Source organism: Streptomyces sp. NPDC002588 (assembly GCF_040295925.1).
Classification (GTDB): domain Bacteria; phylum Actinomycetota; class Actinomycetes; order Streptomycetales; family Streptomycetaceae; genus Streptomyces.
On record NZ_JBEOWF010000006.1, the window covers coordinates 66,668 to 80,954 of the forward strand.

The window sequence follows — 14,287 nt, forward strand, 5'->3', positions numbered from 1 at the left end:
TCCTACGAACCGAGCGGCTTGGCGAAGCACCGGCTCGAGTCGTACGCGCGGTAGTAGCCGAACTTCCCGCACGGCGTGTACCCGCTGGAGGTGTACAGGGCGATGGCCTCGGGCTGTTCGGTGCCGGTCTCCAGGACCATCCGCACGCGGCCGGCCGCCCGGGCGTCGTCCTCCAGCGCCGAGAGGATCCGCCGCGCCAGGCCCAGTCCGCGCATCTCCCGGATCACGAACATGCGCTTCAGTTCGGCGTCGCCGTCCTCGTTGCCCTCGCCGTTCTCGTCCTGGCTGCGCCAGCCGCCGGTGGCCACGGGGCGGTCGGTCTCGTCGTACGCGATGAGGTACACCCCGCGCGGCGGGAGGAAGTCGGAGGGTTCCAGGACCGTGGCGTCGCCGCCGTCGCCGTAGCGATCGTGGTACTCGGCCTGCACCTCGTCGTTCAGCTTCACGGCGTCGGGGTGGTCGAAGGGCACGCGGCGTATATTCATGCTGCTCACAGTATGTCTATGCCAAATCGGGGAGAAACTGTTTTCCGGGCCCGCCCGTCGCGGGGGAGAGCTGTTTCCGGGCCCGGTCCATTGTGCCGGTATCGTGCCCGGGTGCTGACTGTGACCTCCGTGAACGTGAACGGGCTGCGTGCCGCCGCGAAGAAGGGCTTCGTGGAGTGGCTCGCGGACACCTCCGCCGATGTGCTGTGCCTGCAGGAGGTGCGCGCCGAGCCGGAGCAGCTGCCCGCGGCGGTCCGCGCGCCGGAGGGCTGGCACGTCACGCACGCCCCCGCCGCCGCCAAGGGACGGGCCGGTGTCTCCCTCTTCACCCGCCGTGAACCGGACGCCGTCCGCATCGGCTTCGGCTCCGCCGAGTTCGACGCCACCGGCCGCTACGTCGAGGCCGACCTCCCCGGTGTGACGGTGGCCTCGCTCTACCTGCCCTCCGGCGAGGTCGGCACCGACCGCCAGGACGAGAAGGTCCGCTTCATGACCGAGTTCCTGGCCCATCTGAAGGACCTGCGCGAACGCGCCGCCGCCGACGGCCGCGAGGTGCTGGTCTGCGGCGACTGGAACATCGCCCACCAGCAGGCCGACCTGAGGAACTGGCGCGCGAACCAGAAGAACTCCGGCTTCCTCCCGGAGGAGCGGGACTGGCTGACGCGCGTCTTCGCCCCGGAGGACGGCGGCTTCGTCGACGTCGTACGGACCCTGCACCCGGACGCCGACGGGCCGTACACGTGGTGGTCGTACCGGGGGCGGGCCTTCGACAACGATTCAGGTTGGAGGATCGACCTCCACGTCTCGACGCCCCGTCTCGCGGGCAGGGCCGTCAAGGGGTACGTGGAGCGGGCCGCCACGCATGGCGAGCGCTGGTCGGACCACGCGCCGGTGACCGTCGTCTACGACCTCTGAGGTCCCTGCGGCCGCCGAGTCCCCTTCCGCAGCCGCCGGTCCAGCGCCAGTGACAGTTCCGCCTCCATCACGCTCCGGGCCAGGGGGCGCAGGCGGGGCAGGTCCTCCTCGCGGGCGTGGCGCAGGACCAGGGTGGTGAAGAGTTCCGCGAGGGCGTCGGCGTGTTCGCGGACGCGGGCGCCCGCGGCGAGGACCTCCGCGAGCGGGATGCCCTCGCGGACCAGCGCGGCGGAGACGTCCAGCAGACGGCGGCTGACGTGGACGATCTCGTCGCCGTCGGTGCCCAGGTAGCCGAGGTCGAGGGCGGCGGCGAGGTTCTCGGGGGTGGCCTGGTCCTCGAAGCGGGCGGCGAGCTGCTCCGGGGTGAGGCGGATCGGTTCCTCCTCGGTGGGGCCGCCGACGCCGATCAGGTCGGCCACGTCCCGGCCCTGGTCCAGGGCGTCCGCCAGTTCCGCGATGCCGGTCAGGGTGTGGCCGCGTTCGAGGAGCGCGGAGATCGTGCGCAGGCGGGCCAGGTGATGGTCGTCGTACCAGGCGATACGGCCCTCGCGGCGAGGGGGCGCGAGCAGCTTGCGCTCGCGGTAGAAGCGCAGGGTGCGCACTGTGATGCCGGCCTCCCTGGCCAGCTCCTCCGTCCGGTATTCGCGCTTGTCCGCCACGGCGGAAGCCTATGTCGTACCCGCGGTACCCGCGGTGCCCGCGGCGGCGGCCGTCGGCGCGAACGTCATTCCCCCGGCCCCTACCGCTCGGTACGGAGCTGCTCTACAGTCCGACTGCGCCAGTGTTCACTGGCGCAGTGGTGCGGTGGGGCGGACGGCGGGAGGAGTCGGCATGACCGAACACGTACGGGTGGCGGTGATCGGGTCCGGATTCGGCGGGCTGGGGGCGGCCGTGCGGCTGCGCCGTGAGGGGATCACGGATTTCGTCGTCCTGGAGCGGGCGGGCAGTGTGGGCGGCACCTGGCGGGACAACAGCTATCCCGGGTGTGCGTGCGACGTGCCCTCCCATCTCTACTCCTTCTCCTTCGCGCCCAACCCCGACTGGCCGCGCACCTTCTCCGGTCAGGAGCACATCCGCGCCTATCTGGAGCATGTGACCGACCTGTTCGGCCTCCGCCCCCACCTCCGTCTCGACTCCGAGGTGTTGCGGATGACCTGGGACGAGCGGGAACTGCGCTGGGACATCGAGACGAGCCGCGGGCGGTACGCCGCCGATGTCGTCGTCTCCGCCACCGGGCCGCTGTCCGAGCCGAAGGTCCCGGACGTTCCGGGGCTCGGCGGCTTCCCGGGCAAGGTCTTCCACTCGGCCCGCTGGGACCACGGCCACGATCTCGCGGGCCGCCGGGTCGCCGTGGTCGGCACGGGCGCCTCGGCGATCCAGATCGTGCCCGCCATCCAGCCGGCCGTCTCCCGGCTGACCCTGTTCCAGCGCACCCCGCCGTGGGTGATGCCCCGCGTCGACCGTGCCATCAGCGGCGCGGAGCGGGCGCTCCACCGGGCCCTGCCGTTCACCGGCCAGGTCCGCCGGGGACTCCTGTGGGGCATTCGCGAGCTCCAGGTGCAGGCGTTCACCAAGCACCCGAACGAGCTCGGTTTCGTGGAGCAGCTCGCCAGGCGGAACATGGCCCGCGCCATCAAGGACCCGGCCCTGCGCGCCAGGCTCACCCCGGACTACCGCATCGGCTGCAAGCGGATCCTGCTGTCCAGCACCTACTATCCGGCGATCGCCCGGCCGAACGTGGACGTCGTCGCGAGCGGGCTGAGCGAGATCCGCGGGTCCACGCTGATCGCCGCGGACGGCACCGAGGCCGAGGCGGACGTGATCGTCTTCGGTACCGGCTTCCATGTGACCGACATGCCGATCGCCGAGCGGGTGGTGGGCGCCGACGGGCGGACGCTGGCGGAGAGCTGGAAGGACGGGATGGCGGCGTTGCGCGGCGCGTCCGCCGCCGGCTTCCCCAACTGGATGTCGGTGATCGGACCCAACACCGGCCTCGGGAACTCCTCCATGATCCTGATGATCGAGTCCCAGCTGAACTACATGGCCGACTATCTGCGCCAACTGGACGTCCTGGGGGTCCCCCCAGGCCCTCAAGGCACTGGGGGAGGCCGCGTGGCGCTCGACGCCCGCCCGAGTGCCGTCGACGCCTGGAACGGTCGGGTGCAGGACCGGTTGAAGCGCACGGTGTGGAACACGGGCGGCTGCACCAGCTGGTACCTCGACGCGAGCGGCCGCAACACCACCGTCTGGCCGGGCACGACAGCCGAGTTCCGGCGTGCGACCCGGCGGGTGGACCTCGCGGAGTACGAGGTGCTGCGCGCGCCCGCGCGCAAGCCCAGCGCGAGCGAGGTGACCGCGTGACGCGCGAGCTGACCGTCGTCTCCGCCGACGGCTCCCCGCTGCATGTCGAGATCCACGGCCCCGAGGGCGCGCCCGCCGTCGTCCTCGCGCACGGCTGGACCTGCTCCACCGCGTTCTGGTCGGCGCAGATCCGGGACCTCGCCGCCGACCACCGTGTCATCGCCTACGACCAGCGCGGCCACGGACGCACCCCGGCCGCCGAGGTGTGCAGCACGGACGCCCTCGCCGACGACCTGGAGGCCGTCCTCGCCGCGGCCCTCGCGCCCGGTGAGAAGGCTGTGATCGCCGGTCACTCGATGGGCGGGATGACGGTGTTGGCCGCGGCCGGCCGAGACGCGTTCGAGGAGCATGCCGGCGCCGTCCTGCTGTGCAGCACCGGTGCCTCGAGGCTGGTCGCCGAGTCCACCGTCGTACCGCTGCGGGCCGGCCGGCTGCGGACCTGGCTGACCCGGCACGTCCTCGGCTCGCGGGCGCCGCTCGGACCGGTCACGCCGGTCGCGAAGAGGATCCTCAAGTACGCCACGATGGGCGCCGGTTCGGCCCCGCACATGGTGGACCGCTGCGCCCGGATCGTGCACGCCTGCCCGCGCCGGGTGCGGCATGCCTGGTCGCATGTGCTGAACCTGCTGGATCTCGACCACGCCGTACGGGAGTTGAGGGTGCCGACGGCGGTGGTCGTCGGGACGGCCGACCGGATGACCCCGCCCGTCCACGCCCGCCGGATCGCGGCCGCGCTCCCGGTCTGTGCCGGCCTGACCGAACTGCCCGGTCTCGGCCACATGACTCCGGTCGAGGCGCCCGACCTGGTCACCGGCCGGATCCGGGAACTCGTCTCCACGTACACGCAGTTGAAGGAGGGCGCATGAGCAAGGTCAGCCTGGAGGGCCAGGTCGCCGTGGTCACCGGTGCCGCGCGGGGTGTCGGCGAGCTGCTCGCCCGCAAGCTCTCTGCACGCGGTGCGAAGGTCGCGCTGGTCGGCCTGGAACCGGACGAGCTCAAGCGGGTCGCCGAGCGGCTGCACGGCGACAGCGGCCACTGGTACGCCGACGTCACCGACCACGAGGCGATGGTCCGGGTGGCGGCGGAGGTGAAGGAACGCTTCGGGAAGGTGGACGTCGTCGTGGCCAACGCCGGTGTCGCCACCGGCGGCCCGTTCGAGGACTCCGACCCGGAGGCGTGGCGGCGGGTGATCGAGGTCAACCTCATCGGCTCGGCGGTCACGGCCCGCGCCTTCCTGCCGGCGCTGATCGAGAGCCGCGGCTACCTGCTGCAGATCGCCTCCCTCGCCGCCATCACGCCCGCCCCGATGATGACGGCGTACTGCGCGTCCAAGTCGGGCGTGGAGGCGTACGCGCACAGTCTGCGCGCCGAGGTCGGCCACAAGGGGGTGCGGGTCGGCGTGGGTTACCTGTCCTGGACCGACACCGACATGGTGCGCGGCGCCGATCAGGAGGCCGTGATGCGGGAGTTGCGGCAGCGGCTGCCGTGGCCGTCGAACAAGACGTACCCGCTGGGCCCGGCCGTCGACCGGATCGTGGCCGGTGTCGAGCGCCGGTCGAGTCATGTGTACGGGCAGTGGTGGCTGCGGGGCATGCAGGGCGTGCGCGGCTACCTTCCCGGGGTCGTCGGGACCGTCGCGCAGCGGGAGATGAAGCGGTTCGCGCCCAGGCTGCGGGGCATGCGGACGGGGCTGGTGGGGGCGGGCGGGGCGGCCGACGAACAGGCCCGCGCTACGCACCGTAGTTGATCGAAATGCGCGTGATGTCCGCCCGTGTGAATCTGGTCGAGGCCCCACCACGGGGTCCAAGACCCCTCATCTCCCTACAGGAGTGAACCCACATGGGTATGAAGGACAAGTTCCAGGACCGGTCCGGGCAGTCGCAGCAGCAGGCCAGGCAGAAGGCCGGACAGGCCAAGGACCAGATGCCGCAGCGCGGCCGTGAGCGCGACAGCGACGAGGACATGGAGCGCATGCGTCCGGAGCGGGAGGAGTCCGAGCGGCGGACCCCGCAAGGCCGCGTCGACTTCGACGACGAGGTCATCTGACGCGCCGCTGACGGCCCACGGTGAACAGCGGGAAGGGGCGCCTCGACGGGGCGCCCCTTCCCCCTTGCTCATCCCGTCCGCGGCGGCAGCTTCGGCCGCGACCGGTCCGGTACGGCGCTGTGGTCCGGCGGGGACGCCGGAGGGTCGGTGATCAGCAGGTCCAGGGCGAGGCGTACGGCGTCCTCCAACTGGGTGTTGCGGCCCTCGGCCCAGTCCAGGGGGGTGCGCAGGGTCTCCAGGTCGGGGGCGACGCCGTGGTTCTCCACCGACCAGCCGTACGCGTCGAACCAGGCCGCGTTCATCGGTACGGTGATGACCGTGCCGTCGCCGAGCCGGTGCCGGCCGGTCATGCCGACGACTCCACCCCAGGTGCGCTGCCCGACCACCGGCCCCAGCTTCAGCAGTTTGAAGGCCGCGGTGATCATGTCGCCGTCCGAGGAGGTCGCCTCGTCCGCGAGCGCGACCACCGGTCCGCGCGGCGCGTTCGAGGCGTACGACACCGGCTGGGCGTCGCGGGTGAGGTCCCAGCCGAGGATCGTGCGGGTCAGCTTCTCCACCACCAGCTCGCTGATGTGCCCGCCCGCGTTGCCGCGCACGTCGACGATCAGCGCGGGCCTGGACACCTCCATCCGCAGGTCCCGGTTGAACTGGGCCCAGCCCGAGCCGCCCATGTCGGGGATGTGCAGATAGCCGCACCGGCCGCCGCTCAGCTCCCGTACCACCTCTCGCCGTTTGGCCACCCAGTCCTGGTAGCGCAGGGGGCGCTCGTCGACGAGTGGGACGACCGCCACGCGCCGTGCGCTCCCTGCCGCGCCCTCCGCCGGGGTGAAGGTGAGCTCCACCGTCGTACCGCCCGCGCCCGCCAGCAGCGGATACGGGCCGGTCACCGGGTCCACCGGCCGTCCGTCGACATGGGTGAGCACCGCGCCCTCCCGGATCCCGGTGCCGGCGAGCGGTGACCGTGCCTTGGAGTCGGAGGAGTCGCCGGGCAGGATCCGTCGCACCGTCCAACCGCCGTCGCGTCGCACGAAGTTGGCGCCCAGCAGCCCCTGCTGCCGTCGGTGGTGCGGCGGCCCCTCGTTGCGGCGGGCGGGAGTGACGTACGCGTGCGAGGTGCCCAGTTCGCCCAGGACCTCGCGCAGGAGGTCCGCGAACTCGTCGGGCGAGGCGACCCGTTCGACCAGCGGACGGTACTGCGCCAGCACCGCGTCCCAGTCGATCCCGCACATCCCCGGGTCCCAGAAGTAGGCGCGGATGAGCCGGCCCGCCTCCTCGTACGACTGGCGCCACTCGGCGCCCGGGTCCACCTCGTGCAGGATGCGCCGCAGATCGATCCAGACCGTCGAGTCCAGGTCGCCGGACTCCGTCGCGGGGACGGCCCGCAGTTCGTCCTCGTCGACCACGACCAGCCGGGTGCCGTCCCCGCTGACCGCGAACCAGTCCAGGTGGCCGACGAGTTCGGCCTTCTTCGCCTTGCTGATGTTGAAGTACTCGAGCGTGGGCCGCCCGCTGGTGTCGTCCGGGTTGGCGAACGTCTCGCCCAGCGCCCCGGAGATCGGCCAGCGCAGCCACACCAGGCCGCCGCCAGCGACCGGGTAAAGCGCCGAGTACTTGGAGGCGGTCACCGGGAACGGCGTGACCCGGCTCTCCAGCCCCTCCACCTCCACCGTCACGGCGCCGCCGTTGTCGCCCTCCTCCACGGGGTCCAGGCCCCCGGCGGCAGGCCGGCCCTCCGGGTTCAGCGCGAAGGGAGAGGGCGTCGCCGACGAGAGCGGGACCAGGTAGGGGCGGCAGCCGAGCGGGAAGGACAGGTCCCCGGTGTGCACGTCGTACACCGGGTCGAAGCCGCGCCAGGACAGGAAGGCCAGATACCGTCCGTCCCGGGTGAACACCGGGTTCTCGTCCTCGAACCGGCCGCCCGTCACATCGATGATCAGCCGGTCCTTCAAGCGTGCCAGCTTGATCTGGCGCAGCGACCGCCCGATCCCCGGATGCGACCAGGTCAGCCAGGCCCCGTCGGGCGAGAAGGCCAGATCGCGGACGGGCCCGTTGACGGAGGAGATCAGCTCCTTCACCTCGCCTCCCCCGGACTCCGTCCGAGAAGTTCCCCCGGAGTCCTCGCCCGCGTCGAGGAGCAGCAGCCGTCCGTCGTGCGAGGCGATGGCGATGCACTCGCCGTCCGGGTCCGCCACCATCTCGAGGACCCGCCCGAGCTTCCCGGACGCCAGCCGGCGCGGCGCGCGGTCCCCGCTCGCCCGCGGCAGGGAGGCGATCTCGACGGCGTCCTCGCCCGCCGCGTCCGTGACGTAGGCGACCTGCCCGCCCGGGCCGAGCATCTCGGGCAGCCGCACCCGCACCCCGGGCCGGTCGGTGATCGTCCGGGCCGGCCCGTCCCGGTGGGTCAGCCAGTACAGGCTGCCGCGTACGACGACGGCGCTCGCCCGGCCCGTCTCGTCCACGGAGATCCCGTCCACGTGCTGGGCGGCCGGGATCTGGTACGGCCGCCGCCCCGCCCGCGGCCCGGCCGGGCGCACGTCGATCCGGCGCGGCTGGGAGCCGGCGGCCAGGTCGTCGACGATCCACAGGTCCCCGGCGCACTGGTACACCACCCGGGTGCCGTCGCTGGAGGCGTGCCGGGCGTAGAAGGCGTCGTGGTCGGTGTGGCGGCGCAGGCCGGAGCCGTCGTAGGCGCAGGAGTAGAGGTTGCCGACGCCCTCGTGGTCGGAGAGGAAGGCGATCCGGCCGCCGGCGAAGAGGGGGGAGTGCAGGTGGCCGTCGAGGCCTTCCAGCAGCCGCTGCCCGTGCAGCCACAGCCGGCCCGTGGCGCCGCCGCGGTAGCGCTTCCAGGCGGCCGGTTCGTGCGGGGGAGTGCCGGTGAGCAGCAGGGTTCTGCGCTCGCCGTCGATGTCGGCGGCCTGGAGGTCGGAGACCGGGCCCCAGGGCAGCTTGCGGCCGGGGTCGCCGTCGATGGGGACCTTGTAGGCCCAGGTGAAGTGGGAGAAGGGTTCGCCGTGGGAGGCGACGGCCAGGATGTCGCCCTCCGGGGTCCAGCCGCACACCTGCGTGTCCGGGCTTCCCCAGTACGTCAGCCGTCGTCCGGGACCGCCGTCCACGGGCACCAGATGGATCTCCGGGCCGACCCCGCGCCAGCTGGTGTAGGCGATGTGCCGGCCGTCGGGGGAGAAGCGGGGGTGGCCGGCCTTCGCGCGGTCGACGGTGAGCCGCCAGGCGCGGTCCGGCCGGTCGAGGGGGGCGAGCCAGAGGTCGTCCTCGGCCACGAAGCACAACAGGTCACCGCTGAGATGGGGCAGGCGCAGATAGCTCACCTCCCCATGCTTTTCCGGTCAAACCGGCCGGGCAACTTATCCGTCTCTCACACACGTGACCCAAGGCACGTACGAAACAGTTTCGTTTCGATGATTTCCGGGGTATCTTCATGGGTGTAGGGGGACGAGTCGAAGCCGAGTCGGAGGATGAGCGGACATGACTGAGGTCGCAACGGCGCGTCGCAGTCGCATTACGCCGGAGCGCGAGGCCGAGCTGTACGAGGCCGTGCTCGCTCTGCTTCGCGAGGTCGGATACGACGCCCTCACCATGGACGCCGTGGCCTCCCGCACCCGTTCCAGCAAGGCCACGCTCTACCGCCAGTGGGGCGGCAAGGCCGAACTCGTCGCGAAGGCCGTACGCCACAACAAGCCGGGCGGTTTCGCCGACGACGCCGACACCGGGTCGCTCAAGGGCGACCTGCACGCCCTCACCCTGCGGTCGGACGACTGCGAGATGGCACAGAACTCCGCGCTGATGCGGGCTCTGGGCATGGCGATCCACGACAACCCGGACCTCCTGAGCGCGTTCAAGGAGCATCTTGTCGAACCGGAGATGGCCCAGTTCCAGCAGGTGCTGCGGCGGGCGATCGACCGGGGTGAGATCCGCGCGGACAACCCCGCGATCGAATACCTGCCGCACATGATGATCGGCGCGTTCGCCGCCCGCACCATGCTCGACGAGCAGCCGCCCACGCAGGCCTTCCTCGTCTCGTACATCGACGCCGTGGTCCTCCCCGCCCTCGGCGCCCCCACCACCTGACCGTCCCCGCGGTCCGCACCACCTGACGTCACCGCTCCCGTCGTCGGGCCGATCACCCCTGCCTCCCCGCCGGGTTGGTCACCCCTGCCCTGATCACCACGACCTGACCGGGAGTACGCCTCCGTGGCCACGTTCCTCTACAAGCTCGGCCGGTTCTCCTTCCGGCGACGACACTTCGTCGCCCTGATCTGGATAGCCCTGCTGACCCTCGCGGGCGTCGGCGCGGCCTCCGCGCCGACCGCCGGCTCATCCTCCTTCTCCATCCCGGGCGTCGAGGCACAGAAGGCCTTCGACCTGCTCGAACAGCGCTTCCCGGGGGCGAGCGCCGACGGCGCCACCGCACGCGTCGTCTTCAAGGCGCCCGACGGGGAGAAGATGACCGACGCCGCCAACAAGGCGACCGTCGCGAAGACCGTCAAGGAACTCGGCGACGGCTCCGAGGTCGCCTCCGTCACCGACCCGTACACGACCAACGCCGTCAGCAAGGACGGCACCGTCGCCTACACCTCGGTGAAGTACGACGTCTCCGCCGTCGAACTGAAGGACACCTCCAAGGACGCCCTCGAGGCCACCGTGGACAAGGCCAAGGACGCCGGACTCACCGTCGACATGGGCGGCGACGCGCTCCAGGCCGAGCCCGAGCAGGCCGCCACCGGCGAGATCATCGGCCTCGCCATCGCCGCCATCGTCCTCGTCGTCACCCTGGGCTCCATGGTCGCGGCCGGACTGCCGCTGCTCACGGCGATCGTCGGCGTCGGCATCGGTGTCGCCACCATCACCTCCCTCGCGAGCGCGCTCGACCTCGGCGACAGCACCGCCACCCTCGCCCTGATGATCGGCCTCGCGGTCGGTATCGACTACGCCCTGTTCATCGTCTCCCGCTACCGGTCCGAACTGGCCGAGGGCCGGGACCGCGAGGAAGCGGTCGGCCGGGCCGTCGGCACCGCGGGTTCGGCGGTGGTCTTCGCGGGCCTCACCGTCGTCATCGCGCTGGCCGGTCTCTCGGTCGTCAACGTCCCGATGCTGACCAAGATGGGCGTCGCGGCGGCCGGCACGGTCGTCGTCGCGGTCCTCATCGCCCTCACCATGATCCCGGCGCTGCTCGGCTACGCGGGCCGCAGGGTCACGCCGGCCGGTGCGAAGGGCAGGCGCTTCGGCCGCGGCAAGACGGCCGCCCCGGCGGCCGCCGTCGCCAAGCCCAACATGGGCACCCGCTGGGCGAGCTTCGTCGTCCGCCGCCCGGTCGCCGTCCTGCTGCTCGGGATCGTCGGCCTGGGCACGATCGCCCTCCCGGCCGGCCGGCTGGAACTGGGACTGCCCGACGACGGCTCGCAGCCCACGTCCACCACCCAGCGCCGCGCCTACGACCTGCTGTCCGAAGGCTTCGGCCCCGGCTTCAACGGCCCCCTGATGCTCGTCGTCGACGCCAAGGACAGCGCCGACCCCAAGGCCGCCGCCACGGCGGTGACCGACGAGGTCAAGGACCTGAAGGACGTCGTCACGGTCACCCCGGCGACCTTCAACAAGGCCGGCGACACCGCGATGATCACCGTCATCCCGAACTCCAAGCCGTCCTCGACCCAGACCGAGGACCTCGTGCACGCCATCCGTGCCGCGGGCACCGGAGTGACGGCCGACACCGACGCGAAGGTGCTGGTCACCGGCACCACGGCGATGAACATCGACTTCTCGCAGAAGCTCACCGACGCCCTGATCCCCTACCTGGGCCTGGTCGTCGGCCTCGCCTTCCTCCTGCTGATCCTGGTCTTCCGCTCGATCCTGGTCCCGCTGAAGGCCGCCCTCGGCTTCCTGCTCAGCGTGCTGGCCGCGATCGGAGCCGTCGTCGCGGTCTTCCAGTGGGGCTGGCTGGCGGGTCTCATCGGGGTCGAGGAGACCGGCCCGATCATGTCGATGATGCCGATCTTCATGGTGGGCGTCGTCTTCGGCCTCGCCATGGACTACGAGGTGTTCCTCGTGACCCGCATGCGGGAGGCGTACGTCCACGGCGAGAGCCCGAGCCAGGCCATCGTCACCGGCTTCAAGTACAGCGCCCGGGTGGTCGCCGCCGCGGCCGTCATCATGATGGCCGTCTTCTCCGGCTTCATCGGCTCCAGCGAGTCGATGATCAAGATGATCGGCTTCGGCCTCGCGATCGCCGTCTTCTTCGACGCGTTCGTCGTCCGCATGGCGATCGTCCCGGCCGTCCTCGCCCTGCTGGGCAAGAAGGCCTGGTGGCTGCCGAAGTGGCTGGACCGCGCCCTGCCCAACGTGGACGTCGAGGGCGAGGGGCTGCGCACGCCGTCCGGAGCCGAGACCGAGTCCCAGGACGGGGACGAGGACCGGGCGCTGGTACGCGTCTGACGTACCGCTTCTGAAAGACCGCCGGTGAGGGATCCGTGGGGACGGGGCGCCCTCACCGGCTTCTTTTTGCGGGCCGACCGGGAGAGGTCCGGCGGGTCGCTCGGGGCTGAGGGGGGACCCGTCCCGCGGGCGAGGGCCGTGTCGTTCACGCCGTCGGGCAAACGTTCCGCCCGCTCCCGGCGGCGGCCGGATCCCTGTATACGGCATCGTCCCCGTCGACGACCGGTGTTCACGTATGTGCTTAGGTAACGAGGGTTAACGATTCCGGCAACTGGCGTCCCCCGCACCACTCTTTCCGCTTACTGTGAACCCGAGCAGGGCTTTCTGAACGTGTTCAGAAATGCCCTACAGCAGTCAACGGGGAGGGGCAGTACATGCGCAAGGGGGCAAAGGCGGCCATAGTCGGCTCGGTGCTCGCCGTCATGGTGGGCGGCGCCGGCTACGGCGCCTTCAACATCGTGAACGCGGTGAGTGGGGGCGGCGGTTCGGGGACGGGCGGCGGGCCCGCGCCCGTGAAGACCGGCCCGCCCAGCGGCTCCGAGGTGAAGGAGACGAGCACCAAGTTCTTCGCGGCCTGGGAGAAGGGACAGGCCGCCGCCGCGGCCGACCTCACCAACAACGCCGAGAAGGCCGAGCCGCTGCTGACCTCGTACAGCCAGACCGCCCACATCGACGATGTGAAGATCACGCCGAGCGCGGCGAGCGGGGACACCGTGCCCTTCAGCGTCAAGGCGACGGTGTCCTACGGCGGCAGGTCGAAGCCGCTCGCCTACAAGAGCGAACTGACCGTGGTGCGCGGGGTGACCACCGGGAAGGCGCTGGTGGACTGGCAGCCGTCGGTCGTCCACCCCCAGTTGAAGGACATGGACGACACCCTGGTCACGGAGGAGTCCTCGGCGCCGCCGATCGAGGCCGTCGACCGGGCCGGCAAGGTGCTGACCAAGGAGAAGTACCCCTCGCTCGGACCCATCCTGGACGAACTGCGCGCCAAGTACGGCAACCAGGCGGGCGGCACACCCGGCATCGAACTGTCCGTCCATCACGCCACCCCGGACACCGCCGACACCTCGCTGCTGACCCTCTCCGAAGGCAAGCCGGGCAGGCTGCCCACCACCCTCAGCGCGAGCGTGCAGGCGGCCGCAGAGAAGGCGGTGACGAAGTACGCCCAGTCGTCGGTGGTGGCCGTCCAGCCGAGCACCGGTCAGGTCCTCGCGGTCGCCAACAACCGCACGGACGGCTGGAACGCCGCGTTCCTCGGCGAGGTCGCCCCCGGCTCCACCATGAAGATCCTCAGCGCGGCCACCCTCATCGACAACGGGCTCACCACGGCGAACGGGCCCGCGCCCTGCCCGGCCGACGCGGTGTGGCAGAGCCAGACCTTCAAGAACCTCAAGGGCATGGCCCCGAACGAGAAAGCGACCCTCTCCGAGAGCTTCGCCCGCTCCTGCAACACGGCGTTCGTGAAGTTCGCGGACTCGGTGAAGGTCGACTCCCTCACGAACGAGGCCCGGGACCGCTTCGGGATCGGCCTCGACTGGAAGACCGGCATCCCCTCCTTCGACGGTTCCGTGCCGGCCTCCGGCGGCCCGGACACCGCGGCCAACCTCATCGGGCAGGGCCAGGTCCAGATGAACCCGCTGAACATGGCGTCGGTGACGGCGACCGCGATGACGGGCGCCTTCCATCAGCCGGTGATCGTGCCGCGGAGCCTCGACAACCGTGAACTGGCACAGGCGCGCGGCCTGTCGGCGAACACCGTGGCGCAACTGCGCGCCATGATGAACCGCACCGCGACCAGCGGCACCGCGGCCCAGGTGATGGCCGGGCTGAGCGGCCGGATCGGGGCGAAGACCGGCTCCGCCGAGGTCGACGGACAGACCAGGTCCAACAGCTGGTTCACCGGCTACCGCAATGACGTCGCGGCGGCGGCCATGGTCCAGGACGGCGGTCACGGCGTGGACGCGTCCGGCCCGCTCGTCGCGGAGATCCTGCGCGCCGGGTGACGTCCGCGGGGACGTGTCCCGAGGCTCCCC

At 71.4% G+C, this 14,287-nt stretch carries 11 protein-coding genes; 8 read left to right on the forward strand and 3 right to left on the reverse strand.

Annotated features, from left to right (window positions below; all coding sequences use genetic code 11):
- Positions 1 to 2: 2 nt before the first annotated feature.
- Positions 3 to 485, reverse strand: coding sequence for a GNAT family N-acetyltransferase (locus ABT057_RS08620; protein ID WP_352341724.1), 483 nt, complete (start codon positions 483 to 485; stop codon positions 3 to 5).
- A 111-nt stretch (positions 486 to 596) separates the two neighbouring features.
- Here ABT057_RS08620 and ABT057_RS08625 point away from each other — a divergent pair, with 111 nt between their 5' ends.
- Positions 597 to 1,400, forward strand: a complete 804-nt coding sequence (locus ABT057_RS08625; protein ID WP_352341725.1) for an exodeoxyribonuclease III — start codon at positions 597 to 599, stop codon at positions 1,398 to 1,400.
- Here the strand turns inward: ABT057_RS08625 and ABT057_RS08630 are convergent.
- Complete coding sequence (locus tag ABT057_RS08630; RefSeq protein ID WP_352341726.1) at positions 1,388 to 2,059, reverse strand: MerR family transcriptional regulator; 672 nt, start codon at positions 2,057 to 2,059, stop codon at positions 1,388 to 1,390. The genes ABT057_RS08625 and ABT057_RS08630 overlap by 13 nt on opposite strands.
- Positions 2,060 to 2,231: 172 nt before the next feature.
- On the opposite strand from ABT057_RS08630, the gene ABT057_RS08635 reads away from it, so the two are divergent.
- The 4 genes from ABT057_RS08635 to ABT057_RS08650 all read left to right on the forward strand — a co-directional run bounded on the left by ABT057_RS08635 (position 2,232) and on the right by ABT057_RS08650 (position 5,807).
- Positions 2,232 to 3,761, forward strand: a complete 1,530-nt coding sequence (locus ABT057_RS08635; protein WP_352341727.1) for a flavin-containing monooxygenase — start codon at positions 2,232 to 2,234, stop codon at positions 3,759 to 3,761.
- Positions 3,758 to 4,627: an alpha/beta fold hydrolase gene (locus ABT057_RS08640; RefSeq protein WP_352341728.1), complete on the forward strand. Its 870-nt coding sequence runs from the start codon at positions 3,758 to 3,760 to the stop codon at positions 4,625 to 4,627. The genes ABT057_RS08635 and ABT057_RS08640 overlap by 4 nt, the downstream gene beginning before the upstream one ends.
- Positions 4,624 to 5,508: an SDR family oxidoreductase gene (locus tag ABT057_RS08645; protein WP_352341729.1), complete on the forward strand. Its 885-nt coding sequence runs from the start codon at positions 4,624 to 4,626 to the stop codon at positions 5,506 to 5,508. The genes ABT057_RS08640 and ABT057_RS08645 overlap by 4 nt, the downstream gene beginning before the upstream one ends.
- Positions 5,509 to 5,600: 92 nt before the next feature.
- Positions 5,601 to 5,807, forward strand: a complete 207-nt coding sequence (locus tag ABT057_RS08650) for a hypothetical protein (RefSeq protein WP_352341730.1) — start codon at positions 5,601 to 5,603, stop codon at positions 5,805 to 5,807.
- Positions 5,808 to 5,875: 68 nt separating this feature from the next.
- On the opposite strand, the gene ABT057_RS08655 is transcribed toward ABT057_RS08650, so the two are convergent.
- Positions 5,876 to 9,133: a S41 family peptidase gene (locus tag ABT057_RS08655; RefSeq protein ID WP_352341731.1), complete on the reverse strand. Its 3,258-nt coding sequence runs from the start codon at positions 9,131 to 9,133 to the stop codon at positions 5,876 to 5,878.
- Positions 9,134 to 9,290: 157 nt separating this feature from the next.
- Between ABT057_RS08655 and ABT057_RS08660 the strand changes: the two genes are divergently transcribed.
- The 3 genes from ABT057_RS08660 to ABT057_RS08670 all read left to right on the forward strand — a co-directional run bounded on the left by ABT057_RS08660 (position 9,291) and on the right by ABT057_RS08670 (position 14,257).
- Positions 9,291 to 9,893, forward strand: coding sequence for a TetR/AcrR family transcriptional regulator (locus ABT057_RS08660; RefSeq protein WP_352341732.1), 603 nt, complete (start codon positions 9,291 to 9,293; stop codon positions 9,891 to 9,893).
- Between the two features lie 123 nt (positions 9,894 to 10,016).
- Positions 10,017 to 12,254, forward strand: a complete 2,238-nt coding sequence (locus tag ABT057_RS08665; protein WP_352341733.1) for an MMPL family transporter — start codon at positions 10,017 to 10,019, stop codon at positions 12,252 to 12,254.
- Positions 12,255 to 12,628: 374 nt separating this feature from the next.
- Complete coding sequence (locus tag ABT057_RS08670; protein ID WP_352341734.1) at positions 12,629 to 14,257, forward strand: penicillin-binding transpeptidase domain-containing protein; 1,629 nt, start codon at positions 12,629 to 12,631, stop codon at positions 14,255 to 14,257.
- Positions 14,258 to 14,287 lie beyond the last annotated feature (30 nt).

Coding starts and splice junctions, on each gene's coding strand:
- ABT057_RS08620 (WP_352341724.1), bottom strand. CDS start 485: ATGAATATACGCCGCGTGCCCTTCGACCACCCCGACGCCGTGAAGCTG.
- ABT057_RS08670 (WP_352341734.1), top strand. CDS start 12,629: ATGCGCAAGGGGGCAAAGGCGGCCATAGTCGGCTCGGTGCTCGCCGTC.
- ABT057_RS08645 (WP_352341729.1), top strand. CDS start 4,624: ATGAGCAAGGTCAGCCTGGAGGGCCAGGTCGCCGTGGTCACCGGTGCC.
- ABT057_RS08650 (WP_352341730.1), top strand. CDS start 5,601: ATGGGTATGAAGGACAAGTTCCAGGACCGGTCCGGGCAGTCGCAGCAG.
- ABT057_RS08635 (WP_352341727.1), top strand. CDS start 2,232: ATGACCGAACACGTACGGGTGGCGGTGATCGGGTCCGGATTCGGCGGG.
- ABT057_RS08660 (WP_352341732.1), top strand. CDS start 9,291: ATGACTGAGGTCGCAACGGCGCGTCGCAGTCGCATTACGCCGGAGCGC.